The organism is Amycolatopsis sp. A133 (genome assembly GCF_031082405.1).
Classification (GTDB): domain Bacteria; phylum Actinomycetota; class Actinomycetes; order Mycobacteriales; family Pseudonocardiaceae; genus Amycolatopsis.
In genome coordinates this window covers 322738-348788 of the sequence record NZ_JAVHJU010000057.1, presented here as the reverse complement: position 1 = coordinate 348788, position 26051 = coordinate 322738, and the positions used below count along the sequence as shown (strand labels likewise).

Below are 26051 nucleotides of genomic sequence, written 5' to 3'. Positions count from 1 at the left end.
TTTCTAGACACCGGTGAACGCCAGCGTCACGTTGTGCCCGCCGAAGCCGAACGAGTTGCTGATCGCCGCCGTGAGCGGGACTCGGCGGGGGTCGCCGGCCACGACGTCGAGGCCGATCCGGTCGTCGAGCGCGTCGAGGTTGGCCGTGGGCGGCACCAGACCGTCCCGGACCGACAGCACGGTCGCGATCGCCTCCACCGCGCCGGATCCGCCGAGCAGGTGACCCAGCGCGCCCTTCGGCGCGGTGACCACCGGGCCGTCGCCGAGGACGCGCCGGATGGTGGCGCTCTCGGTCAGGTCGCCGAGCGGGGTGGCCGTCGCGTGCGCGTTCACGTGGCCGATGTCCCCGGCACCGAGCCCCGCGCGGCGCAGGGCGGTGGTGATGGCGGTGCCCTGCCCGGCGCCGTCCGGGTCCGGCGCGGTGATGTGGTGGGCGTCGTTGCTCATGCCCGCACCGGCCAGCCTGCCGTACGCCTTCGCGCCGCGCGCCGCGGCGAAGCCCGCCCGCTCCAGCACGAGGATGCCGGCGCCCTCCCCCAGCACGAAGCCGTCCCGGCCCGCGTCGAACGGGCGGGAAGCCGTCTCGGGACTGGTGTTGCGGGTGCTCATCGAACGCGCCCGCGTGAAGCCCGCCATGATGGCCGGGGTGATGCAGGCGTCGGTCCCGCCCGCGACCACGACGTCGGCGTCCCCCGCCAGGATCATCCGCCAGGCCCACGCGATCGCCTCGGCCCCGGACGCGCACGCCGACATCGGGGCGTGCACCCCGGCCCTGGCCCGGAGCGCGAGGCCGACCAGCGCGGCCGGCCCGTTGGGCATGACCATCGGGATCAGCTGCGGCGACACCGCGCGCAACCCCCGCTCCCGCAAGGCGTCGTGCTGGGCGACCAGCGTCGTCGCGCCGCCGATCCCGGTGCCGATCACCACGCCGCAGCGGACGGGGTCCACCGTGTCGCCGTCCAGGCCCGCGTCCCGGCACGCCTGCCGGGCCGCGATCACGGCCAGCTGCTCGGCCCGGTCCATCCGCCTGAGCTCGACGTGGTCCAGTTCCCCGTCGGGTTCGACGGCCAGCCGCGCGGCGATGCGCACCGGGAACCGGTGTTCCCGGGCCCAGTCGTCGTCCAGTGCCGACGCTCCGCCGCGGCCGGCGAGCAGCCCCGCCCAGGTGGCGGGCACGTCGCCGCCCAGCGGCGTGGTCGCGCCGACACCGGTGACGACGACCTCGATGTCGGTGCGCGGCAGCGTGGTCACGCCGCGGCGCGCAGGTAGTCGGCGACGTCGCCGAAGGTCTGCAGCCGGTGCAGGCCGTCCTCCGGGATCGTCAGGCCGTAGCTGAGCTCGATCTCGTCGGTCAGCTCGACCATCGCCAGCGAGTCGATGTCCAGCTCGTCGCGCAGCGAAAGGCCGGTCAGCGGGCGTTCGGCGGACATCGCCACGGGGTCGGTGCCGGACACCTTCTCGATCAGCTGGGCCAGGGTGCGCTCGATGTCGTCTGAAGGGCTCACGAGTTACCTCTCACGGTGGGTGGAGCGGAGATACCGGGAGGCTGGCAACGGGCGCTGACCGACAGCTGACGGCCGACCGCGCGCACGGCCCGTTCCGGGGCCGGCTGTGCGTCGCGCACAACCGGTTCGCGGCAACTGCCCAGCCGGCCGAAGCGCTATCGTCGGCTGATGCCGGGGCAACCGCACGCCGTCAGGAAGGTCATCCGGGAGGTGGCCACCGCCGTCCTCGCCGAGCTGCCGGCCTTCGCCGACCGGCTCGTCGAGCGGGGTGCCGTCGAGGAAAAGACGTTCTACGGGCGCGGTGACTGGATGGCGCCGTCGGACATGCGGCAGTCCTTCATGGACAACGCCCGCAGCGCGCTGCTGCTCATGGGCGGGGAGGACGAAGGGCGGGACTGGATGGCGGCCCCGCTGGCCACCGGTCGCCGCCGCGCCGAACAGGGCGTCCCCCTGGAAGCGGTGCTGCACCTGTTCCGGCTGGGCACCGAACTGCTGTGGGACATGCTGCTCGCCGCGGCTCGCCGCCGGTCACCGGACGAGCTGGCGGACTTCGTCGACGGCGTGATGGTGCTGTGGCAGGCGACCGACCGCGTCTCGATGGCGATGGTCGAGGGGTACCGGTCGCGGGAGATCCAGCTGCAGACGCGGGCGAACCGGCGCCGGGAACGGCTGCTCGGGGTGCTCGTCGAGGGCCGGGGCGTCGACCCCGCCGTGGCCGCGGACGCCGAAGCCGGCCTGGGGTTGCCCGTGCACGGGCGGTACGTCGTGGTGCTGGTCGTCTGCGACCTGGCGGCCGAGGAGATGGCCCCGGTGCCCGAACTGGCGGCGGCGGGCGTGCGCGTGGCCGTGGCGCCGTACCGGGACCGGGTCGTCTGGCTGCTGGAACTGGGCGGCGTCGCCCCCGGCCGGCTGGCCGCCCTGCTGACGCCGCACCTGCACCACCGCGCGGGCATGTCCGGCGAGGTCGCCGGCCTGGCCGAGATCGGAATCGCCTACCGGCTGGCCGAACTCGCCCTGCAGACCCAGCCGCCGGACGCGCCGGGCCTGGCCGTGCTCGACGACCGGCTGCCCGAGGCGCTGGTGGCCGCCAGCCCGCGGCTGGCCCAGCGGCTGGCGGCGAAGGTACTGGGCCGCGTCCTGGACCTCGACGACGAAGAACGTCAAGTGCTCCTGGAGACGCTGCGGGCGTGGTTCCGCGCGGGCCGCTCCGCCACCCGCGCCGGCGAACTGCTGTACTGCCACCGGAACACGGTCCTCAACCGGTTGCGCAAGCTGGAGCAGCTCACCGGCGCCTCGCTGGAAGACGACCGCCACCAGCTGTGCTGCCGCCTGGCCCTGATGGCCCCCCGGGAAACGCCGTGAAGGCCACCTCGAGGAGGTCCGGCTCCCTCAAGGTGGCCTTCACCGGCCAGCTAGCTGCAGCTGACGCTGGGCCAGTTCCAGTTCCCGTTGGCCATGATGGTGACACCGAAGTTGTTGCCACTGCCGTTGGGGGTCCCGACCATCACCTGGCTGCTGGGCCAGGTGGCGCTGACGTTCCAGGTCGAACTGATCCGCGCCGGGCTGGGCACGTTCATCGTGACCGTCCACGAAGACGAGCCGCTGACCGAGACGTTCAGGTTGTACCGGTCACCCCAGGACTGCCCGGCCGAAAGGCTGGCGGTGCAGCTGCCCCCGCCCGGGGTCGTGGGCGTGGTCGGGGTGGTGGGTGTCGTCGGGGTCGTGGGACCCGTCGGGGTGGTCGTGGGTGTCGTCGTCGTGCCGCCGGCGTTGAGGGCGTTCAGCACCGAGTTGTAAGCGGCCTTCTTGTTGCCGTTGCCGTCGAACAGCAGCGGGCTTTCGCTGGACCGCCAGGAGTCGCTGTCCCGCACGCCCCACACGGTGATGCCGACGCAGCGCGCGACGTTCATGCACGCCTGGGTCAGCGCCGAGTACTGCGAGGTGTTCGAGTTCGTGACGTCGACCTCGGTGAGCGCCACGTCGACGCCGAGCGCCGCGAAGCTGGAGATCGTCTGCTGGAAGTTGCCCGGCACCGAACTGCCGCCGGTGAAGTGGGCCTGGAGGCCGACGCAGTCGATCGGCACGCCGCGGGACTTGAAGTCCTGCACCATGCGGTACACACCCTGCGTCTTGCCGTAGCTCCAGTTGTCGATGTTGTAGTCGTTGTAGCAGAGCTTGGTCGACGGGTCGGCCGCGCGCGCGGTCCGGAACGCGACCTCGATCCAGTCGTTGCCGGTGCTCTGCAGGTTCGACGACCGGCGGCTGCCGTCCTCGTTGAAGGCCTCGTTGACCACGTCCCAGTAGGCGAGTTTGCCCTGGTAGTGCGCCATCACCTTCTGGATGTGGTTGATCATGGCGTTGCGCAGGTTGCTGCCGCCCATGTTCTGCATCCAGCCGGGTTGCTGCGCGTGCCAGGCCAGCGTGTGCCCGCGGACGCGCGAGCCGTGGCTGACCGCCCAGTTGTAGATCTGGTCGCCCGCCGAGAAGTTGAACTGGTTCTGGTTGGGCTCGGTCGCGTCCGGCTTCATCTCGTTCTCGGCCGTCACCATGTTGAACTCGCGCGCCGCGATGGTGGTGTAGGCCGAGTTGCTCAGCCGCCCACCGGCGATCGCGGTCCCGAAGTACCGGCCGGACTGCGCGGCCGCGGCCCCGAGTGTGCTGGCCGCGGCGTCCGCGCCGGGCGCCGTGACCAGGACCGTCGCGGTCGCGGCGACGGTCGCCACGCCCGCCAGCACCCGGGTGGCCGTCGACCGCCACCAGCGCCTGCGGCGCAGGTCCGACGAAATTCCCGCCATTCGTGGTCTCCTTCGATGAAGTTGCCCCCACTGCCAGCAGCAGAGCACGCCACCGGAACGCCACGCAAAAAGTTTCGATAGACTTTCGAACGGTGAAAATTACCTGCCGCCCGCCACCACCGGGGAAACCGGCCGGCCGGTCGACCGGCCCCGGCTCAACCACCGCACCGGCCGGACGTCCCGAGGACGTGAGCACCGACGCGCTCCGGGCGGGTGCACACCACCCCGGCCGCCGGTGGCTGTTCGCGCTCGCCGTGGTCGCGCTGCTCGCGCAGATGGCGGTCGTGATGATCACGGCGGCGGTGGAGCAGACCCCGACCATCGACGAGCCCGTCTACGTCGGCACGGCGGTCCACGCCCTGGACCGGCACAGCCTGCGGTACAACCCCGAGCACCCGCCGCTGGGCAAGCTGATCATCGCGACCGGCCTGGCCTTCTCCGGCGCCCAGGCCGACCCGGGGTTCGACGGCGACCAGACGCAGCTCGGCCGGCACGTGCTGTACGAGCGAGGCAGCGACCCGGCCCGGCTGATGCTGCTCGCGCGGCTGCCGGTGATGGTGCTGACGCTGCTGTTCGGGCTGGTCGTCTTCGCGTTCGCCCGCGACCTGACCGGCCGTGCGGGCGGGGTGACGGCGCTGGCCCTGTATGCGCTTTCTCCCGACGTCATCGCGCACGGTTCGCTGGCCACCCTCGACGTGCCGGTGGCCGGTTTCCTGGTGACGTCGGCCTGGCTGCTGTGGCGGGCCCGTGCCCGCCCCGGCCGTTACCTCCCCCTCGCGGGCCTCGCCCTGGGTGCGGCCGTGGCGACGAAGATGAGCGCCCTCGCCGCGGTCCCCGTGCTGCTGCTCTTGGCCGCGCTCTCGGTCCGGCGGCCCGCTGGTCCACAAAGGACGCTCCGGCCCCTCGGGCTCGGCCTGGCGGCGGCCGCCGGCGTGGCGCTGCTCGCGATCGCCGTGGTGTGGGCGTCCTACCTCGCGGTGGATCCCCGGCTGCGGTGGGTGCCGCCGCCGGGGATGCCGGCCGTCCACGGCGTGCGCGCGCTCGCCGTGCTCCTGCCGCTGCCTCAGCCGTACCTCGACGGGATGCGCGTCCAGTTCGGCTTCGAGGACCAGGTGTGGAGCACGTTCCTGTTCGGCAGGCTCCACGTCGGTTCGCTGTGGTACTACCTCCCGGCGGCGCTGCTGGTGAAGACGCCGCTGGGCACGCTGGCGCTGTGGGCGGCCGGCGTGGTGGCGATGGTGGCGGTCCCCCGGCTGCGCCCGGCGGCACCGTACGTCCTCCTCCCCGCGGCGGTGCTGCTGGCCTCGGCCATGACCGGCAGCCGCGACCTCGGCGTCCGCTACGCGCTCTTCGTCCCGATGTTCCTGGCGATCGCGGCGGCCGGCGTGGTCGCCGTCCGCCGGCGGTGGGCGCACATCGCCGTGGCGGCCTTGGCCGGCTTCACGGCGATCAGCTCGCTGGCGACGTTCCCCTACTACCTGCCGTATGCGAACGAGGCGTTCGGCGGGCCATCGGCGACCCACCGCCGGCTGCACGACTCGAACGTCGACTGGGGCCAGGACCTGGGCCGCTTGGCCGACCGGCTGCGGCAGCGGTACCCGGGTGAGCGGATCTGGCTGGTGTACAAGGGCAGCGGCGTGCCGTCGTACTACGGGATCGCCGCGGCGGATCCGTTCGCCGTGCCCCCGGAGGAGGTGCGCGGCCTGCTGGTGGTGTCGGATTCGGCGGCCGCCAAAGCGGACGGCCGCCTGGCGGCGTTGATCGGCAGCAGCGCCCCGATCGACGAGGTGGGCCACTCGATCACCATCTACCGGCGGCCCTGACTCGAACCGGGCTTCCACGGTAGCGCAGTGGCGCTCGACGCCGAGTGCACAACGGAGTGGCGTCGATCGGGCGAGCCTGTCACGGATCTGTCACAACCACTTCGGCACCAGAAGAACCACTTGTCCCACCGTTCTCTCCAGCGGCCCGCCGGGGCGCTACCGTGGAACCGCGTCGACCCGGGGCGTACACGGTTCGCAAACGGCGAGGGGCATGGTTCAGCCGTGGACGAAGACCAAGACGAGCACTTCTTCAACGAATTCTCCGGAACCGCGGAGGATGTCGTACAGGCACGGGACATCTACGGTGACGTGACTTTCCACTCCACCACGGAAGCCTCCGAGCCGAGCGACCAGGGATACGTGGTCGGGACCGTTTACCGTGGCGCCGGAGTGGCGTACTTCTTCGCCTTGTTCGTCTTGTCCACGGCCTACGCGCGTGTTGTGGCGGAGGCAGGCCTCGGCTTCTGGGATTGGGGCAAGCTCGCCGCCAGCACCGTCGCGTTGGTGACGGTATTCGTGCGAACCGAATGGGCGATCTTCGGAAACCTCTTCACCAGCCTGCGCCGGCTGGCGATGGCCGTCGTGGTGGCGCTGGGCATCGTGCAAGGGCCTCATTGGGAGTCCTTCGGGGAGCTTGCGACGCTGCTCGGCCATTGGCTGATCTGGCGCTTCTGACCCGAAGGACGCCGCCGCAGCCGACCTGCGCCGCTCGCCGAGGTGAAAGTTTCAGCCGCTGCCGGGCTCCCGCCAGCGGCGACGCCGGGACCACCCTCGACCGCTTGCCAGAAACCCCCTCCCCTGCCAACGATGGTGACCGGCCGGCCTGTGGACCGGCGGTCCCCCTCGGCCGGCGGCGTGCCCGCCGCCCCTGCCTCGGCCACCAGCTGCCCCTCTGTGACGGAGTTCCGATGTCCTTGCGCTTCCCCGGCCGGCGACGGGTACGGCTCGCCGCCGCTTGTCTGCTCGCCACCACGATGACGGCAGCCACCACGGCGGCCACGCTCGCCTCCGCCGCGTCGGCGGCTCCGGCCGCCGTGCCCGTCTACCGCGACACGCACTACAGCTTCGCCGAGCGGGCAGCCGACCTCGTCTCGCGCATGACGCTGCCCGAAAAGGTGCTGCAGCTGCGCACCAACAGCGCACCGGCCATTCCGCGGCTCGGCGTGCAGCAGTACACCTACTGGAGCGAGGGCCAGCACGGCCTCAACACGCTCGGCGCGAACACCGATGACGGCACGGCGACCGGCGGGGTGCACGCCACGAGCTTCCCGACCAACCTGGCGAGCTCGATGTCCTGGGACCCGGACCTGATCCACCAGGAGACCACCGCGATCTCCGACGAGGCGCGCGGCATGCTGGACAAGTCGCTGTGGGGCGTCGCGCAGAACAACATCGGCCCGGACAAGAACAACTACGGGTCGCTGACCTACTGGGCGCCGACGGTGAACCTGGACCGCGACCCGCGGTGGGGCCGCACCGACGAAGGGTTCGGCGAAGACCCGTACCTGGTCGCGAAGATGGCCGGCGCGTTCGTCAACGGCTACCAGGGCCAGACGCCGTCCGGTAAGCCGACGACGCCGTACCTCAAGGTCGCGGCCACCGCCAAGCACTACGCGCTCAACAACGTCGAGAACGACCGGCACGCGGACTCCTCGGACACGACCGAGGCCAACATCCGCGACTACTACACCAGGCAGTTCCGGCACCTGATCCAGGACGCGCACGTGTCCGGCCTGATGACGTCGTACAACGCGATCAACGGCACCCCCGCCCCGGCTGACACCTACACGGCGAACGCCATCGCCCAGCGCACCTACGGCTTCGACGGCTACACCACGTCCGACTGCGGCGCGGTCGGCGACGTCTACGCGCCGGGCAGCCACAACTGGGCGCCGCCGGGCTGGACCACCGCCACCTCCAACGGCGGAACGCGGTGGACGAACACCACGACCGGGCAGCAGGTCTCCGGCGCCGCCGGCGGCCAGGCGTACGCGCTGCGCGCGGGCACCCAGCTCAACTGCACCGGCACGGAAGCCACCGTGGCCAACATCCAGGAGGCCATCAAGGCCGGGGTGCTGTCCGAAGGCGTGCTCGACAACGCCCTGGTGCACGTGTTCACCACGCGCATGCAGACCGGCGAGTTCGACCCGCCGGAGCGGGTGGCATACACGAAGATCACCAAGGACGTCATCCAGAGCGCCGGGCACCAGGCGCTGGCCGCGAAGGTCGCCGCGAACTCGCTGGTCCTGCTGAAGAACGACCCGGTCCCGGGCACCGCCGCGCCGCTGCTGCCCGCCGATCCGGCCAAGCTCGGCACCGTCGTCGTCGTGGGCGACCTCGCGGGCAAGGTCACCCTCGGCGGTTACTCCGGTGAACCCGCGCTCCAGGTGAACGCGGTGCAGGGCATCACGTCCGCGGTCAAGGCGGCGAATCCGGGTGCCACCGTCACGTTCGACGCGTGCGGCACGTCCACCGGCACGACCACGGCGGCGAGCTGCTCGGCGGCGACCCTGGCCGCGATGAAGACGGCCGACCTGGTCGTGGTGTTCGCCGGAACCGACGGGAACGTGGCCACCGAGGGCCGGGACCGCACCACCATCGCCATGCCCGGCAACTACGACTCGCTGATCGACCAGGTCAAGGCGGCCGGCAACCCCCGGACCGCGCTCGCCGTCCAGGCGGGCGGCGCGGTTTCGCTCGGCCACGCCGAAGGCATCCCGGGCATCGTGTTCAGCGGGTACAACGGCGAAAGCCAGGGCACCGCGCTGGCCGACGTGCTGTTCGGCAAGCAGAACCCCGGCGGGCACCTCAACTTCACCTGGTACGCCGACGACTCGCAGCTGCCCGCCATGAAGAACTACGGGCTGACGCCGTCGCAGACCGGCGGGCTCGGCCGGACCTACCAGTACTTCACCGGCACGCCGGCGTACCCGTTCGGCTACGGCCTCTCCTACACGAAGTTCGCCTACTCCCGCGTGCACGCGGACACCCGGGCCGTCGACGCGAACGGGCGGGTGACCGTGCACGTGGACGTGACCAACACCGGCAGCACGCCCGGTGCCACCGTCGCCCAGCTGTACGCGGCCACGGCGTTCGGCGTGCCCGGCGTGGAACTGCCGCGCCAGCGCCTGGCGGGGTTCAAGAAGACCGACGTGCTGGCACCGGGCCGGACCCAGCACATCGCCATCCCGGTGCGGATCAGCGATCTGTCCTTCTGGGACGAGGGGAAGCGCCGCGAAGTGGTGTACCCCGGTCAGTACCGGTTCGGCGTGGGCGCCGATTCCGCCCACCTCACCGGCACCGCCAAGGTGGCCGTCACCGGCGCGATCAAGCCCAAGACCAAGTACGTGACCGTGCAGCCGGGTCAGGTCGTGTTCGCCCCGGGCGAGCGCCTCGACCTGACCGCGAAGAACCCGTGGATCGCCGACGACACCGCCCAGGCCGGCCGGCACGTGCCCGCCGACCACATCGTCGAGGCGGTGCACGACGACCAGTCGTTCGTCGACCTCGCGCACGCCCGGATCGGCTACCGCAGCAGTGATCCGCGCGTGGCCCAGGTCAGCCGGACCGGCCAGGTGACCATGGTGGCGCCCGGCGTCGCGACCATCAGCGTCACGGTCGACGGCGTCACCGGCACCACGCCGGTGGTGGTCGAGCAGCCGTTCACGCTCACCGCACCGGCCCAGGTGAAGGCGGGCACGACGTACGCCGTCACGACCACGCTGCCGAACCCGGCCGGAGCCCGGCCGTTGCGCGACGTGGCGCTGACGCTCAGTGTGCCCGCCGGCTGGACCGCGAAGGCCACCTCGCCGTCCACCTTCGCCACCGTGCCCGCCGGGCAGACCGTCAGCACGACCTGGGAGGTCGGCGTGCCGGCGGCGGCGCAGCCCGGCAAGTTCGACGTGTCGGCGCAGGCGACGTTCACCTCCGTTAACGGGCGGGGCGCCTCGACGGACGCGACCACGGTGCTGCTGCCGCACCCGCCGTACCCGTCGCTGGCCGCGGCGTACAACAACGTGGGCACCAGCGACGACGCCACGCCCGGCGCGGGCAACTTCGACGGCGGCAACGCCAGCTTCTCCGCGCAGGCGCTGGCCAACGCGACGCCGAGCCTCACGCCGGGCGCCACGTTCACCCACGACGGGTTGACGTTCACCTGGCCGGACGCCCCGCCCGGCAGCCCGGACAACGTCGTCGCCGGCGGCGTGGCCGGCGGGCAGACCATCACGATCTCCGGCTCCGGCCACACCCTCGGCCTGATCGGCGCGGGCGACTACGGCAGCCCGAGCGGCACCGCGACGGTGACCTACACCGACGGCACCACCGAGTCCCACTCCGTCAGCTTCGCGGACTGGTGGTCCAACGCGGCGACCGGCGGCGACATCCTCACCACGCTCCCGTACCTCAACAACAGCAGCGGACAGCTGAACCAGCCGGTGAGCCTGTACTACGCCCCGATCCCGCTGCAGCCCGGCAAGACCGTGCAGTCCCTGACCCTGCCGGACGTCAGCGACGGAGCGAACATGGGCACGGCGGCGATGCACATCTTCACCGTCGCCATCGGCTGACCGGGCGGGTCAGCGGGCGCAGGCGAAGCTCGACGCGGTGTCCGGGTCCCCCGCGCGGTACCGGGGCCAGCCCGGATAGGCGCACAGCGGCCGGGTGCGCGGGTGGGCCAGGTCGGCGACGACCTGGTTCGCCGGCGCCCGGCCCGTGTCGACCCACCGCTCGAGCGCCGTGAGCGAGTCCCAGGCCGCGGCGAACGCCGGCGCGCCGAAGTTGGCGTGGTTCGCCCCCGGCACGAGGTAGTACCGCAGGAACGCGTCGGTCGTCCGGGGGCCCGCCACGTCGCGGACCCGCTCGTAGTAGTCGCTCGTCGAGTACGGGGAGACCAGTTCGTCCGCCGCGCCGTGCATCAGGATCAGCTTGCCGCCGGCGCGGGCGAACGGACGGAGGTCCGCGTTGTTGCGGTCCTGGATCGTGGACAGGGCGCTGATCCGGTCGAGCCACCGGCCGGGGTGCCGGGGATCCACGTCGAGGGAGCTGTGCCCCGGGTCCCGGGTCAGGAAGTACTTGACCCACTGGTCCCAGTACTGCATCCCGTAGCCGCTCGTCACCGGCATCGGGTCGGCCGGCGCGGTGGTGCCGAACCCGAGGAACGGGGTCCGCATGTCCGCCCCCGAGAGGAACGGGAAGCCCGGGTACTCCGTTTCGCCGCTGGCGATCCGGTACGGCCACCGGAACGGCGACGACATAGCCGTCACGGCACCGATCTGGCGGTCCGACAGGCAGGTCGCGCCGGTGTCGGTCCCGCCGGGGCAGCGCAGTGCGCGCGGGTCGAAGCGGCAGCCGCCCGGGTTCGAGACGACCTTGTCCACGACGCCGTCCAGACCGTCACACGCGTTGACGACGCTGTTGTAGAGAAGAGCCTGCTTCGCCGGTCCGGGGAACGCGCCGGGGCGCGAGAGAACCTGCGTCAGGTAGCCGAGGTCGAGGACCTCGGCGAGGTTGTTCCAAGCGGGATAGGCGGAAATCACGCCGTCGAACGCGGCCGGCCACCGCTGGGCGACGATCAGCGCTTCGCGGCCGCCGGTCGACCCTCCGGCGAAGAAGACGTCGGCGGGCATCGCCGCGTAGGCGTGCCGGAGGAGGAACAGGCTCGCGTCCCGCGTCTTCTTGAGCGCGTCGCCGGCGGAGAAGTTCCGCAGCGCTTCGTCGTTGACGCCGAACGAGCCGTCCAGCGACGGCGGGGACGCCGGGTTCTGCTGGTGGCCCGAGTCGCTCGCGAACACCGCGTAACCCCGGGCCAGCGGCGCGGGCCGGTCGGCGGGACCGAACGGCACGTTCGCCGTCGGATCGGGGATGGTGCCGTTGTACCCGCCACCGCCGAACATCATCGCCTTGTGGTTCCAGGCGCGGGGCAGGGCGACGCGCAGCTTGATGGCGGGCGCGGCCGGGTCGACGGGAAAGACGTCGGCGTCGACCCGGCAGTACTCGCCGGTGGCGGGACCCGACACCACCGAAGCCGCCGTGACGCGGCCGCCGGTGGTCGGCAGGCTCATGACCGGCGCGGGGATCCGCAGCCCGGCCAGACCGGCGCAGTCCGGCGCCGCTGGGGTCGCCGCGGCGGTCTGTCCGGGTGCACTCGCCGCCAGCAGCAGGGCCGCCGTCACGACGAGCCGACGTGTTTTCCTCATACCGGCCTCTTTTCTGGATCTCGCGGGTCAGTGCACCTGGTGGAGGTGCGCACCCGGGACGGCGTGCGGATCGGCGCGGACTTCGGCGGGGTTCGTCTCGGGCAGGAACCACGCGCTGGCGAAGGTGATCAGCCCCATCGCGGCGATGTAGGCGGCGACCGGCAGGGTGCTCCCGGTCTTCGCGATGAGGGCGGTCATCAGGAACGGCGTGCCGCCGCTGACGATGATCGCGGAGAGCTGGTAGGACAGCGACGCCCCCGAGTAGCGGACGCCGGGCGCGAACAGCTCGCCGAGGAAGCTCGCGATCGGGCCGTAGGTGAGGCACTGGAACACAAAACCCACCGCCACCGCGACGAAGATCAGCGGCAGCGTGGCGGTGTCGACGAGCCAGAAGTACGGGAACGCCCAGGCGGCGACACCCAGGCCGCCGACGAGGATCAGCGGGCGGCGGCCCACCCGGTCCGAGACGTACCCGGACAACGGGATGGTCGCGAGCATGGCGGCGGAACTGATCAGCACGACCGCGAGCAAGGCGTTGCGCTCCAGCTTGAGCGTGCCGGTGCCGTAGCTCAACAGCCCGGAAATGCTGACGTAGAACAGGCTGTTGGTGGCGGACAGCAGCCCGCAGCCGAGCAGGATGGTCCCCCACTTGCTGCGCAGGACCTGCGCGAGCGGCGCCCGGACCACCGGGCCGTCGTCGTGCGCCACCGATTCCTGCAGCTGCCGGAACTCCGGGGTGTCCTCCACCTTGGCCTGGATGTAGAGCACCACCCCGAACATCACGACGCTGAGCAGGAAGGGGATGCGCCAGCCCCAGCTCAGGAACGCGGCGTCCGGCATCAGGCCACTGGCCGCCACGAAGATCAGGTTGGACAGGATCACGGCCACCGGCACGCTCGTCTGCCCGAAGGTCCCGGCGAACCCGCGTCGCTTGGGACTGGCGGATTCGGTCAGCAGCAGGACGATGCCACCCCACTGCCCGCCGGCCGCGAGGCCCTGGACGAAGCGCAGGATGACCAGCAGCGTCGGGGCCAGTGCCCCGACGGTTCCCGCGCCGGGCAGGCAGCCGATCAGGAACGTGGCGGCGCCCATGAGCGCCAGGCACGCGACGACCACCGGTTTGCGCCCGTACTTGTCCCCGAGGTGGCCGGCGAGCACGCCGCCGATCGGCCGCGCCACGAAGCCGGCCCAGAAGGTGCTGAAGGCCAGGAGGGTCCCGGTCAGCGCCGAGGAGTGCGGGAAGAACACCTTCGGGAACACCAGCGCGGCCGCGGTGCCGTAGAGGAAGAAGTCGTACCACTCGATGGAGCTGCCGATGAGCCCCGCCGCCAGCAGCTTGCGGAAGGCCCGGCGCCGGGGCGGGGACGACGACCCGGCGTCGGACTGCCCTTCGGGTTGGGTGAGCGGGATGGCCATGGATGCCGCCTTCGTCGAGGAGCGCCGGCAGGTGATGGCGGTGATGGTAGGGCGCCGTTACGCTGCGAGCTGAGGTGTGGACCACCCACTCCTCCCGCCGCAGCGGTGGGTCTTTCGCCCACCCGGAGCCGAGGAGGACGCCGCCGTGACCAGTGAGGCGGAGCCGCGCCGGCAGCGTGAACTGGCGTCGTTGTACGCGACCGTCAAATCGCTGACCGCCCTGGGCGAGCTCGATCAGGTCCTGCAGTCGATCGTGCACCACGCCCACGACCTGATCGGCACGGACTTCACCTACCTCTCGCTGGTCGGCGCGGACGGCCGGTTGTCGGCGCGCGCGTCGGAGGGCACGATCTCCGCCGAGTTCCTGGCGGCGGCCATCCCGGCCACGGTGGGGCTCGGCGGCAAGGTGCTGGCCTCCAAGAGCCCGCACTGGGTGCGCGACTACGCCACCTCGACGCTCATCCAGCACGACCCGAACTTCGACCGCCTGGTCGTCACCGAGGAGCTGGTGGCGCTGCTCGGGGTGCCGCTGGTCATCCGCGGCGAAGCGGTGGGGGCCCTGTTCGCCGCGGACCGCTCCGAACGGTCCTTCCAGGCCGAAGAAATCGCGCTGCTGAACGCGTTCGCCGACCACGCCGCGGTCGCGCTCGACAACGCCCGGCTCTACGAAGCGAGCCGGACCGCCCTGCGCGAGCTGCGGGTCGCGTACCGGAAGATCGAGCGGGCGCAGGCGATCCACGAGGCCCTGACCGGGGTGGTGCTGGGCGGCGGGACACCGGGCGACGTCGCGCAGCACCTCGCCGACCAGCTGGGCGGCCGCGTCACGCTCCTCGACCGCCCGGGCGAGACCGACCTGGCCGACGCCGTCGAAGCCGCGCGCCGCTCCGGCCGCTGCACGGTGTCGGCGGGCGCGGACGGTACGACCCGCAGCGTGGCCGCGATCCAGGCGGGCGACAGCTACCTCGGCGCGCTGGTGTGGAGCCGGCCGTCGGCCACCGTCGACGACACCGACCTGCGGACCCTCGAACGCGCCACGCACATCCTGGGGTTGCTCATCCTCCGGGAGCGCGCCGTGGCCGAGGCCGGCGAGCGGCTGAGCGGAGAGCTCCTGACCGAGCTGATGGTCGGCAGCCCGGGCATCGGCCCGGCCCAGCGCGCCCGCGCCCGGGCGCGCAACATCGACGTCGACCGCCTGGACCTGGTCGTGGTCGCGGACTCCCCCGCGGTGGCACCGGCCGACCTTTCGCGCCACCTGCACGACATCGCCCGCGACCGCGCCGGCCTGGCCGGCGAGCACCTGGGCCGCGCCACGATGATCCTCCCCGGCACCGACGCCGAGCGCACGGTCGCGGAGGTCCACACCGGACTGCGGCGCAAACTGGGCGGCCCGGTCGTCGTGGTCGGGGAACGCGCGAGCGGCCACGACTGGTCACGAGCGTTTTCCCTGGCCGGCCGCTGCGGCGCCGTGCTGCGCGCGCTCGGCCACACCGACGTGGGCGCGACCACGCGCGAGTATGCCTTGTACGCCATGGTGTTCGACCCCGAGCGCGCCGGCGAGCTCGACCGCTTCCTGACCGCCTCGATCGGCGCGCTCCTCGAGTACGACCGGCAGCGGGGCACCGACCTGGTCGGCACGCTGACCGCGTACTACGTCCACCGGGCCAATGTCGCGGCCACGGCGAGGGCGTTGCACCTGCACGTGAACACGCTGCTCAAGCGCCTGGACCGGGCCGGCACCGTCCTCGGCTTCGACTACCGCCACGGGAACGACCTGGAGCTGCAGCTGGGGTTGCGGCTGCACCAGCTCCGGGAGACCGCGGCCGGCCCGTCCTGAACCTCCTCAGGCGATCCGCACCGAGTCGCGCAAGGCGGTCTTCGAGATCTTCCCCGTCCCCGTCTTCGGCAGGCTGGTCACGAACACGACCTCATCGGGCAGCCACCACTTCGCGACCATCGGCGTGATGTGCGCCAGGACCTCCTCATCCGTCGCCGTGCTCCCCTCGCGCAGCACGACGTACGCCACCGGGCGTTCCATCCACTGCGGGTCCGGGCGGGCGATCACCGCGGCTTCGGCGACGTCGGGGTGGGAAGCGATGGCACCCTCGAGCTCGACCGACGAGATCCACTCGCCGCCGGATTTGATCAGGTCCTTCATGCGGTCCACCAGCCGCAGGTAGCCGTCGGCGTCGATGGTGGCCAGGTCGCCCGTGCGCAGCCAGCCGTCGGCCGTGAAACTCGGGTCGGCGTCCAGCCGGAAGTAGCCGCCCGCCACCCAGGGGCCCGCTACCTGCAGCTCGCCGACCGCGTCGCCGTCGCGGGGCAGTTCGCGGCCGGTCTCCACGTCGACGATCCGCAGGTTCACCAGCGGCAGCGGCTGGCCCTGGGCGGCACGGACGGCCACCCGGTCCGCCGGGGTCGCGTCCCGGTGCTGGGTGCGCGTGCCGCCGATGGCACCGACCGGGCTGACCTCGGTCATCCCCCAGGAATGCGTGATGGGCACGCCGATCGCGGCGCGGTAGGCCTCCGACAGCGCGGGCGGGACCGCCGATCCGCCGCCGAGCAGGAACCGCGTGGCGCTCAGGTCGTGCGCGCGCAGGCCGGGGGCCATGCTCGTCCAGACCGTCGGGACGGCGCCGGCGACCGTGACCCGCTCCGCCGCCATCAACCGCAGCAGGTGGTCCGGGTCCGCCGACGGGCCGGGGAGGACCAGCGACGCGCCCGCCATCATCGCGCCGTAGGGCAGGCCCCAGGCGTTGGCGTGGAACATCGGCACGATCGGCAGCACGACGTCGCTCTCGCAGAGCCCGACGAAGCCCGCGGCCAGTGTCCCCAGGCAGTGCAGGACCGTCGACCGGTGGCTGTAGAGCACACCTTTGGGCGGGCCGGTCGTCCCCGAGGTGTAGCACAGCCCGGACGCCAGGTTCTCGTCCTCGAAGGCGAACGCGTCCTCGAACGAGCCCGTGAAGGGCGCGGCCCCGGAGACGAGGTCGTCGTAGTGCAGGACGCGGGGGTCGGCCGGGATCGGCTCGTCGCTGCCGTCGGGCAGCACCACCCAGTGCCGCACCCGGGGCAGCCGGGCGGCGCTCGGCCAGATCCGCGGGAGCAGCGCGCGGTCGACGAACACGACGTCGTCTTCGGCGTGGCCGACGATGTACTCGAGGTGCTCCGCCGTCAGCCGGATGTTGATCGGGTGCAGCACCCGCTTGGTGGCCGGCAAGCCCAGGTAGAGCTCGAGGTGGCGCCGGTGGTTGCTCGCGAAGGTCGCGACCCGGGCCCCGGCCGGGACGCCGAGGTCGTCCAGCGCGGTGGCCAGGCGCCGGGTGCCGCGGGCCACCTCGGCGTACGTCAGCCGCTCGGCGCCCGCCGTGACGACCTCTTTGTGCGCGTAGAGCCGCTCGGCTCGCTCCAGGATGTGGGCGATGGTGAGCGGCCGTGGCTGCATCAGCCCGTCCATGACGCCTCTTCCGGTCGGCGGGAGTCTTCTCGTCGCGAGTGACCCTAGGTGCGCCTCCCAGCCGGCCGAGAGGTCAGAACCTCCCACTCGTCCGCCCGCTCCGGTGGTGATCACCTCCACGTCGAGGTGGGTGACGTGCCCCGGACAGCGATCGTGGATTTTCGGGCAGCCGGGTTGCGGCCTGCCGGCGGGTCCCCTCGGTCACGCGTGGCGGTCGACGAGTGTCTCGATGCCGTCGAGCACGCGCTCGAGCCCGAACCGGAAGTCGTGGTCGAGGCCGTCGAAGTCCCCGGCGTCGTCGAACGTGCCCGCGTCGACCACCGCGTGCAGGGCGGGGTACTCCGCTCGGGTGGTCAGCTTCTTGATCAGCTCGCCGTACTGCGGCATGACGCGCGCGGTCGTCGGGTCCGCCGACTCGAACGCGGCCGCGATGTCACCGCTGAGCATGGCGAAGCTGCGGGTGAAGCTGGTGACGAGCAAGACGGCCGACAGCTTGTCCTGCTCGGCGAGCCCGGTACCGCCGAGCGCCCGCAGTCCCCATTCCAGGAACCGCAGCTGGTTCGGCATGATCGGCGCGCCGGTGACCGGGATGCGCAGCACCCACGGGAACCGGCGGTAGGCGGCGAGCTCGATCTCGGCCCACCGCTCGAGCCGCCCGCGCCAGGTGCCTTCGGCGGGCTCGGCGACGTCGAGCCGGCCGAACGCGCCGTCGATCATGAGCGCGAGCAGCTCGTCCTTCGAAGCGAGGTAGCGGTAGAGCGACATGGCCGATGCGCCGAGCTCCTTCGCGACGCGGCCCATGGAGAGGCCCCCGATGCCCTCGGCGTCGGCGACGTCGATGGCCGCCTCGACGATCTGTTCGAGCGACAGTCCGCGTTTGGGCCCCTTGGTCGGCCGGTCGCGCACGCCCCAGACCAGCTCGAAACTGGCCGGGAGCCCGGTCTCCGAGTTGTCGCCGCTCATCACCCCTACCTCGTCTCAGGGAAAAACCCCGATTCACTGTTTAAGCCCTACGCAGTAAAGTTTATCGCGTACGCAGTACGCCGTCGTCGACGAACTCCCAGGGGGAACCATGCCCGGCGAACCAGCGATCGAGGCTACCGGCCTCACGAAGTCCTACGGCTCGGTGCCGGTGCTCGCCGGGATCGACCTGCACGTGCCGCCGGGCAGCGTGTTCTCGCTCCTCGGCCCGAACGGCGCCGGCAAGACCACCACCGTGCGGATCTTGACCACCCTGACCAGCCCCGACGCGGGCTCGGCCCGGGTCGCGGGGCACGACGTCGTGCGTGACCGTGGGCTGGTGCGCCGCAGCATCAGCCTCACCGGCCAGGACACCGCGCTCGACGAAGCGCAGACCGGCGCGGAGAACCTGCTGATGATCGGCAGGCTGTGCCGCCTTTCCCGGCGCGCGGCCGCCGCCCGGGCAGCCGAACTGCTCGCGCAGTTCGACCTCGGCGACGTCGGCACGCGCCGCATCAGCACCTACTCGGGTGGCCTGCGCCGGCGCCTCGACCTGGCCGCGAGCCTGGTCGTGCGGCCCGCGGTCCTCTTCCTCGACGAACCGACCACCGGCCTCGACCCGCGCAGCCGGGCGGCGATGTGGACCGTGCTCTCCGATCTCGCGCGCTCCGGCGTCACGATCTTCCTGACGACGCAATACCTGGAGGAGGCCGACAAGCTGGCCGACCGGATCGCGCTCGTCGACGGCGGCCGGATCGTCGCGGAGGGCACCGCGACGCAGCTCAAGCAGCAGGTGTCGGGCCACCGGCTCGGCCTGACGCTCACCGATCGGGCCGCGTTCGACGCGCTCGCCGCCCACCTCGGCGACCGTGCGCTGCTGCCCGACCGCGAACGGCTGTCGCTGTCGGTCGCGACCGACGGCAGCGCGGGCCACATCCGCGCACTGCTCGACACGCTCGACCCGGCTCGCACCGCGGTGGCGCGGTTCGCCGTGCACTCCACCACCCTCGACGACGTGTTCCTGGCGCTGACCGGGCACGCGACCACCGACGACAAGGAGCGAGCCGGTGTCTGACCCGTCCTCCGCCGCCCGTCCCGCCTCGCCGCTGGGCGACCTCGGCGTGCTGGTCCGCCGCGCGACCACGTTGACGATGCGCAACGGCGACGCGCTGATCACCTCGGTCGCCCTGCCGATCATGCTGATGCTGCTCTTCGTCTACATGTTCGGCGGCGCGATCCAGACCGGCACCGCGTACGTGACGTACGTGGTGCCCGGCGTGATCGTGCTGTGCGCGTCGTTCGGTGCCTCGCTCACCGCGGTGGCCGTCACGAACGACATGACCGGCGGGATCATGGACCGGTTCCGGTCGATGGACGTGCGTGGCGCGTCGGTGCTGGGCGGGCACGTCGCCGCGAGCACCGCCCGCAACCTCGTGTCGACCGCGCTGGTGCTCGGTGTCGCGTTCCTGATCGGCTTCCGGCCCTCGGCGTCCGTTGTGGACTGGATGGCGGCCGCCGGGCTGCTGCTGGCCGCGATCCTGGCGCTGTCGTGGGCGTCCGCGGCGGTCGGCCTGCTGACGAAGACCCCGGAGGCGGCGAGCGGGTTCACGTTCTTCGTGATGTTCCTGCCGTACCCGAGCAGTGCGTTCGTGCCGGTGGACACGATGCCGGCGTGGATCCACGGGTTCGCGGACAACCAGCCGTTCACGCCACTGATCGAGGCGCTGCGCGGATTCCTGCTCGGCACCCCGGTCGGGACCAGCGCGTGGATCGCGCTCGCGTGGTGCGGCGGCGTCCTCGCCCTGTCGGTCGCGGCGACGGGCCGGCTGTTCAAACGCCGGACGGCGTGATGGCGCCGCGCACGCACTCCCGCAACAGTTCCCGGCGCCGGTCGTGGAGCTCGGCGGGCTCCGCGTCCGTGGCCGCGTAGACGTTGCTGACCGGCGACCACGCCATCGACATCGCGATCACGATGGCCATCAGGTCGAACGGGTCGCCCTGCCGGACCAGCCCCGCGTCCTGCGCCGCGGCGATGGCGCGCAGCTTGGGGTCGTCCATCCGGTCGGCGTTGTCCACCAGGTGCCCGGCCGGACGGCGCTCGAGGCGGGTCCACGTGGCGAGCCGGATGAGGTCCGGGCGGCGCAGGTACTCGTCGTAGAGGCGGACCGCCCAGCCGGCGAGGTCGGTTCCGTCGATCGGCACCACGTTCACGATCCGCTCCAGCGAGGCGTGGAAGATCGCGTCGAACAGCCCTTCCTTGCTGCCGAAGTAGCCGTACAGCTGGGCCCGGTTGGTCCGGGCCGCCTCGACGATGCGCTCGACCCGGGCGCCGGCGATGCCGTACCGGGCGAACTCTTCGGTCGCCGCGTCCACGATGCGCTGCTTCGTGGCGGCTCCGCGGGAGGTCAGCGACTTCTCGGCCATGCCCCCAGCCTACAACAGAACAGTCGGTTTGCTTTCTGCGCCCCTGCGCGCTAGCTTCGAGAAAGTAAACCGACTGTTCTGTTTTCTTGGGAGCTGCGATGCGAACCACCACCGGCTGGCTGGCCGGCGCGCACGAGCCGACGCTCAGGCGCACCACCCTCGACCGGCGCGACCTGCGCGACGACGACATCGCGATCCGGATCGGCCACTGCGGGGTCTGCCACACCGACCTGCACTCGGTGCGCGGCGACCGCGACACGTCGCTGGTGCCGGGCCACGAGTTCACCGGCGTCGTGACCGAGACCGGCCCCGCGGTGACCCGGTTCGCCCCCGGTGATCCGGTCGCGGTCGGCAACATCGTCGACTCCTGCGGGAAGTGCGCGATGTGCCGCCGCGGCCAGGAGAACTTCTGCGCCGAATTCCCGACGCTGACCTACGGCGGGACCGACCGCCACGACGGCTCCCCCACGCTGGGCGCGTTCTCCCGCGAGTACGTGGTCCGGGAGGAGTTCGCCTACCGGCTCCCCGCGGGTCTCGACCCCGCCGCTGCCGCCCCGTTGCTGTGCGCGGGCATCACGGTCTGGGAGCCGCTGCGGGCGCTCGGCGCCGGGCCGGGCACCCGGGTGGCGGTGGCCGGGCTCGGCGGCCTCGGGCACCTGGCGGTCAAGCTCGCGGTCGCCCTCGGCGCGGAGACGACGGTGATCAGCCGTTCGGCCGGGAAGGCCGCCGACGCGAGCCGCCTCGGAGCCCGGGAACTGCTGCTCTCGACGGACCCGGAGGCGCTGACGGCGGCCCGCGACCGGTTCGACGTGGTGATCGACACGATCGCCGTGCCCCACGACCTCGGCCCGTACCTGCGCCTGGTCGCCCTGGACGGCACCCTCTGCCAGGTCGGTCACCTCGGCTCGATCACGCTGGAGGCGATGGACCTGCTGGTGGGCCGCAAGAAGCTGACCTCCGCGGGCAGCGGCGGCCGGGCCGCGACCGCCGCGATGCTCGAATTCTGCGGACGCCACGACATCACCGCCGACGTCGAAGTCGTCCCGTCGGCCCGGGTGAACGACGTCCTGGACCGCCTGGCCCGCAACGACGTCCGCTACCGCTTCGTCCTCGACCTCGCCGACCTCGGCTGACGGCCCCGCAGGACCCTGGCCTGCCCCGCCGCGTCGAAGCGGTGGGGCAGGCCAGGTCCTCTCCCTCCGCGAGCTCGCCGGATCCCGGCGGGCTGCGCGTCGCGTCCGGAAAGCAGTGCCGCTAGCTCCGGCCCCACTTCTGGGCGCTGCTGCCCGTGCAGGCCTGCAGGGTCACCGGCGTGCTGTTCCCGGTGCCGTTCGGCGCCAGGCAGAGTCCCGACTGGACACTGGTGATGGTCCCGTCGGTGCCGGCGTTCCACTGCTGGTTGGCACCGCCCGTGCAGTCCCAGATGATCGCCCGGGTGCCCGCGGTGGTGCCGGCGCCCTCGGCGTCGAGGCACTTGCTGCCGTAGACCAGCAGCTGCTTGCCGGAGGTGAGGGTCCACTGCTGGTTGCTGCCGCCGTTGCAGTCCCACAGCGCCACCTGGGTGCCGTTGGTCTGGGACACGTTCGGGACGTCGAGGCAGCGGCCGGCACCGGTGTTGCGCAGGATGGAGGTCGACCCGCCACCCGAACCGGTGACGGCGAGGTTGTCGAACTGCGCGGTCTCCCCGACGCTCGTGCCGATCCCGACCTGGCCGGCCGGGAAGGTGCCGTCGGTGACCGTGCCGAGCACGGTGCCGTCGACGGAGGCGGTGATGGTGCTGCCGGAGAAGCCCAGTGACAGCTTGTGCCAGCTGCCGGTGCCGAGCGCGGCCGTCGTGCCGGTGCGCAGGGTCGTGTTCTGCTGGCTGGTGTTGTTGCGCCGGATCGACCAGGCGCCGTTGTCGCTCACCCGCAGGTAGTACGCGTTCAGCGCGCCCTGGTTGCCCGTGTCCTGCGAGCCGGCCCGGCCGAGCAGCTCGACGTACCCGGACTTCTCCAGCAGCACGTCCGTGCTGAGCGTGTAGTTGCTCCAAGCCACGTTGCCCAGCAGCGCGTAGGGGTCGACGAACTTCTTCCAGGGGATCGTCTTCTGCGTCGCGGACTGGCGCACACAGGTGCCCGCCCGGCCGGCCCCGCAGGCGGAAGTCTCGAAGGCGCCCTCCATGTCCATCAGGTACTTGGCCTCCTTGCCCTTCGCGTATGACTCGAAGTCATCGCTGTAGGGCAGGTTCAGCGAACCCTGAGGCGGGCTGGTCGCCGTGCCCTTGCCCGGCCCGGTGGTGGTCGTGATGGAGTAGAGGTAGCCGGGCTGGACGGTCAGGGAGTAAGCGCCGCCGGACGGCGTGATGTCGGTGCTGTGGACGAAGTGGTCACCCGCGTTGTTCGAGTTGAGGTTGGTCGCCCACACGTGCACCTGGCCGCCGGACAGCCCGCCGGTGACGTTCAGGTTCAGCGTCTGCGCCGAGGTGGCGTCCATCGTCTCGATGATCGTGCTGTAGTCGGTGTTGTTCGGCGACTTCAGCGAAACGTAGCTGCCGTTGTTGCGGTTCCCGCCGAGGTAGCCGCTGGAGGAGTCGAGGTACTTCCAGCCCGGCGCGGTGAACTGCGTCGTGTGCGCCAGCGCCCACGCGTCCTTGCCGACCGAGTAGTAGCCCGACCACGGCTGGTTGGCCAGGATCAGCCCCACGGTCGGCCACGGGATGTTCGGCGTGACGGCGGCGATCAGGTCCCAGTTGAGGTAGGCGGTCATCTTGCCGTCGAGGTAGACGCGGTTGATCCCGCGGGCCAGCGGCTTGGCGCCGTCGTTGTAGTCCTGGGAGCCGTTTTCGCTGGACCACAGCGTCTTTCCGGTGTTCGTGACGTTCGCCGGGACGCTGCAGGAGGTCTGCGCGCTGAGGTAGCCGCAGGTGTAGTGGGCGCTCAGCACGTCGGTCGCGTTGCGGTAGGCCGTGTTGGTCGAGATCGCGCTCGCGGGACCCCAGTCGCCCGGCCACGAGTCACCGGAGATGATCTTGACGGCGCTGTACCCGTTGGCGTTGAGCGCGTTGCGGAGGGTGACGGTCCAGTCCGCGCTCCACTGCTTCTCGTTCTGGACGCTGGTGAGGTAGTCGATGGTCAGCCCGTGCTGCTTGGCGCACCCCAGCCACGACAGGTAGTAGTCCGTCAGGTCGCTGGAGAAGAAGGTGCCGTTGCCGATCCAGCCCGGCGCGCCCCAGGGCAGGCCCACGAGCTTGATGCCGGGGTTGCGCGCCTTGGCCTGTTCCATGATCCACCACTCGTACCCGCGGTTGCAGTCGAGATCGCCGCGGAAGTGGGCGTGGCTGGGCTCCGCGCCGCTGGTGGAGTTGGTGTCCCCGCCCATTTCCACCTTGAGGATCTGCAGGGCGGCGCCGTAACCGGGCTTGAAGAGGTAGTCGAGGATCTGGCCGCGCTGCGGCTCGGGGTAGTCGATCAGCAGGCGGCTGTTCCCGCCGCCGCCGCTGACCGCGCCGACCCCGTCGAACGTGCGGCCGCCCGAACTCCCGTTGATCGTGATCGAGGTGGCCGCCTGGGCCGGCGTCGCGGCGACGACGCCGCCGGCCACGGCCAAGACGATCGCGGCGAACACCGCGGCCACGGTTCTCGCGCTCCGGAGCATGGTTGTCCTCACTTCCGACAGAGGGCGGCACCCGGCGAAACTCTCGGGCCTGCCGGCGAAACAATCGGTCGATCAGCGAAAGGGGAAACGCACTGTTCCAGCCGGTGATCCGCCCGGGAGAACCCGTCGCCGCCGCGGGCGAATCCGGGCTGCGTTAACGCTAACAGCCCCCTCGCCGCCGAACAACTATCGATCTCCGGGCCGGTGTAATTTTCCGGCCGGCGAGCGAAAACAAGGCGGGAGCCCCCTTTCCCGGCCCGCATTCCCGGGTTACAGTCACCGATTGCTGGGAGCGCTCCCAGCAATCGGACGTTTCCGGCGCCCCCGCCGTTCGAAGGAGAAAGTGCATGCGAAGCAGGACAGTGGCCGCCGGTGGACTCGCCGCGCTGGCCGTGACCGGCGTCGTCGCCACGACCACCCTGGCCGGCGCGCAGGCCGCCGCCTCGGCGTACTACGTCGACCCGGGCACCAACGCGGCCAAGTGGGTCGCGGCGAACCCCGGCGACTCGCGCGCCGCGGTCATCCGCGACCGCATCGCCGCGGTGCCGCAGGCACGGTGGTTCACCACCACGAACACGTCCACGGTGCGCAGCGAGGTGGACGCCTACACGAGCGCGGCGGCCGCCGCCGGGAAGATCCCGATCATGGTGGTCTACGACATCCCCAACCGCGACTGCGGTGGTGCGAGCGGCGGCGGCGCGCCGTCACACGACGCCTACCGGGCCTGGATCGACCAGGTGGCCGCCGGTCTGGCGGGCCGGCCCGCGGCCATCGTGCTCGAGCCCGACGTGCTCGCCCTCATGACGAACTGCCAGAGCAGCGACCAGCAGCGCCAGACCTCGGCGTCGATCGCGTACGCGGGCAAGCGGCTCAAGGCCGGCTCGGCCCAGGCGAAGGTGTACTTCGACATCGGGCACTCCGCCTGGCTTTCACCGGCCGAGGCCGCCGCGCGGCTGCGGGGCGCGGACATCTCGAACAGCGGCGACGGCATCTCCACCAACGTGTCCAACTACCGTTCCACCGCCGACGAAGTCGCCTACGCCAAGGCGATCCTCGGCCAGCTCGGCGACTCGCGGCTGAAAGCGGTGATCGACACGAGCCGCAACGGCAACGGCCCGGCCGGCAGCGAGTGGTGCGACCCCGCGGGGCGCGCGATCGGCACGCCGAGCACCAACCAGACCGGCGACGGCCAGATCGACGCGTTCCTGTGGATCAAGCCGCCGGGCGAGGCGGACGGCTGCATCGCCACCGCCGGCCAGTTCGTGCCCCAGCGCGCCTACGACCTCGCCGTCGCGGCCGGCCCGGTCCCGACGACCACGCCGACCACGCCGACCACGCCGACCACGCCGACCACGTCCACCACGCCCACCAGCCCCACTCCCCCGACCACGACGACCCCGCAGCCGACCGGCGGCTGCAAGGTCACCCACCGGGTGGTCAGCACCTGGCCGACCGGGTACACCGCCGAGATCGTCATCGAAAACCGCGGTGCGCCTCTCGACCATTGGACGCTCACCTTCTCCGCTCCCGGCGTGACCGTCAGCCAGGGCTGGAACGGGACGTGGACCGACAGCGGCGACACCGTCAAGGTCGACAACACGGCGTGGAACGGCAGCCTGGGCACGGGCGCGACCGCCACCCTCGGCTACAACGCGAACTACAGCGGCAGCACTCCGCCCTTCGCGCAGCCGGCGTTGAACGGCACCTACTGCTCCTGAGCCCAGCGTCGCCGGAGCACGCCGGCGACGAGCTGCACGGCACCGGCGGGCAGGCCGGTCGCGACGCTCACGTAGAGCGCCGCGACCGGCCTGCCCGCTTTCGACGAATGTCCGTCGATCACA

General features: G+C 71.7%; 19 protein-coding genes. 9 read left to right on the top strand and 10 right to left on the bottom strand.

Annotated features, from left to right (window positions below; translation table 11 throughout):
- Positions 1-3: 3 nt before the first annotated feature.
- Both Q5425_RS34015 and Q5425_RS34010 read right to left on the bottom strand, forming a co-directional pair.
- Positions 4-1251: a beta-ketoacyl-[acyl-carrier-protein] synthase family protein gene (locus Q5425_RS34015; RefSeq protein WP_308676456.1), complete on the bottom strand. Its 1248-nt coding sequence runs from the start codon at positions 1249-1251 to the stop codon at positions 4-6.
- The gene (locus tag Q5425_RS34010) at positions 1248-1505 is read right to left on the bottom strand and encodes a phosphopantetheine-binding protein (RefSeq protein ID WP_308676455.1); all 258 of its coding nucleotides are present in this window, start codon (positions 1503-1505) and stop codon (positions 1248-1250) included. The genes Q5425_RS34015 and Q5425_RS34010 overlap by 4 nt, the downstream gene beginning before the upstream one ends.
- 168 nt (positions 1506-1673) lie before the next feature.
- Here Q5425_RS34010 and Q5425_RS34005 point away from each other — a divergent pair, with 168 nt between their 5' ends.
- Positions 1674-2867: a helix-turn-helix domain-containing protein gene (locus Q5425_RS34005; RefSeq protein ID WP_308676454.1), complete on the top strand. Its 1194-nt coding sequence runs from the start codon at positions 1674-1676 to the stop codon at positions 2865-2867.
- A gap of 50 nt (positions 2868-2917) precedes the next feature.
- On the opposite strand, the gene Q5425_RS34000 is transcribed toward Q5425_RS34005, so the two are convergent.
- Positions 2918-4300 (bottom strand): endo-1,4-beta-xylanase, encoded by a 1383-nt coding sequence (locus Q5425_RS34000; protein WP_308676453.1) that lies wholly within the window; start codon positions 4298-4300, stop codon positions 2918-2920.
- Between the two features lie 188 nt (positions 4301-4488).
- Between Q5425_RS34000 and Q5425_RS33995 the strand changes: the two genes are divergently transcribed.
- The 3 genes from Q5425_RS33995 (at position 4489) to Q5425_RS33985 (ending at position 10691) form a co-directional block, all read left to right on the top strand.
- Positions 4489-6123 carry a phospholipid carrier-dependent glycosyltransferase gene (locus Q5425_RS33995; RefSeq protein ID WP_308676452.1) on the top strand — a complete coding sequence of 545 codons (1635 nt, stop codon included), beginning with the start codon at positions 4489-4491 and terminating at the stop codon, positions 6121-6123.
- A gap of 222 nt (positions 6124-6345) precedes the next feature.
- Positions 6346-6798 carry a hypothetical protein gene (locus Q5425_RS33990; protein WP_308676451.1) on the top strand — a complete coding sequence of 151 codons (453 nt, stop codon included), beginning with the start codon at positions 6346-6348 and terminating at the stop codon, positions 6796-6798.
- Between the two features lie 233 nt (positions 6799-7031).
- Positions 7032-10691 (top strand): glycoside hydrolase family 3 C-terminal domain-containing protein, encoded by a 3660-nt coding sequence (locus Q5425_RS33985; protein ID WP_308676450.1) that lies wholly within the window; start codon positions 7032-7034, stop codon positions 10689-10691.
- A 9-nt stretch (positions 10692-10700) separates the two neighbouring features.
- Here the strand turns inward: Q5425_RS33985 and Q5425_RS33980 are convergent, their stop codons facing one another.
- Together Q5425_RS33980 and Q5425_RS33975 are read right to left on the bottom strand one after the other, a co-directional pair.
- Entirely contained in the window at positions 10701-12320 is a 1620-nt protein-coding gene (locus Q5425_RS33980) for a tannase/feruloyl esterase family alpha/beta hydrolase (protein ID WP_308676449.1), read from the bottom strand.
- A gap of 27 nt (positions 12321-12347) precedes the next feature.
- The gene (locus Q5425_RS33975) at positions 12348-13736 is read right to left on the bottom strand and encodes an MFS transporter (RefSeq protein ID WP_308676448.1); all 1389 of its coding nucleotides are present in this window, start codon (positions 13734-13736) and stop codon (positions 12348-12350) included.
- Between the two features lie 145 nt (positions 13737-13881).
- Here Q5425_RS33975 and Q5425_RS33970 point away from each other — a divergent pair, with 145 nt between their 5' ends.
- Positions 13882-15570, top strand: a complete 1689-nt coding sequence (locus tag Q5425_RS33970; protein WP_308676447.1) for a GAF domain-containing protein — start codon at positions 13882-13884, stop codon at positions 15568-15570.
- Positions 15571-15576: 6 nt separating this feature from the next.
- On the opposite strand, the gene Q5425_RS33965 is transcribed toward Q5425_RS33970, so the two are convergent.
- A complete protein-coding gene (locus tag Q5425_RS33965; protein ID WP_308676446.1) occupies positions 15577-17190 on the bottom strand; it encodes a long-chain fatty acid--CoA ligase in 1614 nt (537 codons plus the stop codon).
- Between the two features lie 201 nt (positions 17191-17391).
- Entirely contained in the window at positions 17392-18153 is a 762-nt protein-coding gene (locus tag Q5425_RS33960) for a TetR/AcrR family transcriptional regulator (RefSeq protein WP_308676445.1), read from the bottom strand.
- Between the two features lie 109 nt (positions 18154-18262).
- On the opposite strand from Q5425_RS33960, the gene Q5425_RS33955 reads away from it, so the two are divergent.
- Together Q5425_RS33955 and Q5425_RS33950 are read left to right on the top strand one after the other, a co-directional pair.
- Positions 18263-19225: an ATP-binding cassette domain-containing protein gene (locus Q5425_RS33955; RefSeq protein ID WP_308676444.1), complete on the top strand. Its 963-nt coding sequence runs from the start codon at positions 18263-18265 to the stop codon at positions 19223-19225.
- Positions 19218-20000: an ABC transporter permease gene (locus tag Q5425_RS33950; protein WP_308676443.1), complete on the top strand. Its 783-nt coding sequence runs from the start codon at positions 19218-19220 to the stop codon at positions 19998-20000. Before Q5425_RS33955 ends, Q5425_RS33950 begins: the two co-directional genes overlap by 8 nt.
- Here Q5425_RS33950 and Q5425_RS33945 read toward each other — a convergent pair.
- On the bottom strand, positions 19981-20574 hold the full coding sequence (locus tag Q5425_RS33945) for a TetR family transcriptional regulator (RefSeq protein WP_308676442.1): 594 nt from the start codon (positions 20572-20574) through the stop codon (positions 19981-19983). The two genes, Q5425_RS33950 and Q5425_RS33945, sit on opposite strands and share 20 nt — an antisense overlap.
- A gap of 98 nt (positions 20575-20672) precedes the next feature.
- Between Q5425_RS33945 and Q5425_RS33940 the strand changes: the two genes are divergently transcribed.
- Entirely contained in the window at positions 20673-21707 is a 1035-nt protein-coding gene (locus Q5425_RS33940) for an NAD(P)-dependent alcohol dehydrogenase (RefSeq protein WP_308676441.1), read from the top strand.
- A 121-nt stretch (positions 21708-21828) separates the two neighbouring features.
- On the opposite strand, the gene Q5425_RS33935 is transcribed toward Q5425_RS33940, so the two are convergent.
- A complete protein-coding gene (locus Q5425_RS33935; protein WP_308676440.1) occupies positions 21829-24210 on the bottom strand; it encodes a ricin-type beta-trefoil lectin domain protein in 2382 nt (793 codons plus the stop codon).
- Between the two features lie 362 nt (positions 24211-24572).
- On the opposite strand from Q5425_RS33935, the gene Q5425_RS33930 reads away from it, so the two are divergent.
- Positions 24573-25928, top strand: a complete 1356-nt coding sequence (locus Q5425_RS33930; protein ID WP_308676682.1) for a glycoside hydrolase family 6 protein — start codon at positions 24573-24575, stop codon at positions 25926-25928.
- Here the strand turns inward: Q5425_RS33930 and Q5425_RS33925 are convergent.
- Complete coding sequence (locus tag Q5425_RS33925) at positions 25916-26050, bottom strand: hypothetical protein (protein WP_308676439.1); 135 nt, start codon at positions 26048-26050, stop codon at positions 25916-25918. The two genes, Q5425_RS33930 and Q5425_RS33925, sit on opposite strands and share 13 nt — an antisense overlap.
- Between the last annotated feature and the right edge of the window lies 1 nt (position 26051).

Coding starts and splice junctions, on each gene's coding strand:
- Q5425_RS34005 (WP_308676454.1), top strand. CDS start 1,674: ATGCCGGGGCAACCGCACGCCGTCAGGAAGGTCATCCGGGAGGTGGCC.
- Q5425_RS34000 (WP_308676453.1), bottom strand. CDS start 4,300: ATGGCGGGAATTTCGTCGGACCTGCGCCGCAGGCGCTGGTGGCGGTCG.
- Q5425_RS33985 (WP_308676450.1), top strand. CDS start 7,032: ATGTCCTTGCGCTTCCCCGGCCGGCGACGGGTACGGCTCGCCGCCGCT.
- Q5425_RS33980 (WP_308676449.1), bottom strand. CDS start 12,320: ATGAGGAAAACACGTCGGCTCGTCGTGACGGCGGCCCTGCTGCTGGCG.
- Q5425_RS33975 (WP_308676448.1), bottom strand. CDS start 13,736: ATGGCCATCCCGCTCACCCAACCCGAAGGGCAGTCCGACGCCGGGTCG.
- Q5425_RS33965 (WP_308676446.1), bottom strand. CDS start 17,190: ATGGACGGGCTGATGCAGCCACGGCCGCTCACCATCGCCCACATCCTG.
- Q5425_RS33960 (WP_308676445.1), bottom strand. CDS start 18,153: ATGAGCGGCGACAACTCGGAGACCGGGCTCCCGGCCAGTTTCGAGCTG.
- Q5425_RS33955 (WP_308676444.1), top strand. CDS start 18,263: ATGCCCGGCGAACCAGCGATCGAGGCTACCGGCCTCACGAAGTCCTAC.
- Q5425_RS33945 (WP_308676442.1), bottom strand. CDS start 20,574: ATGGCCGAGAAGTCGCTGACCTCCCGCGGAGCCGCCACGAAGCAGCGC.
- Q5425_RS33940 (WP_308676441.1), top strand. CDS start 20,673: ATGCGAACCACCACCGGCTGGCTGGCCGGCGCGCACGAGCCGACGCTC.
- Q5425_RS33935 (WP_308676440.1), bottom strand. CDS start 24,210: ATGCTCCGGAGCGCGAGAACCGTGGCCGCGGTGTTCGCCGCGATCGTC.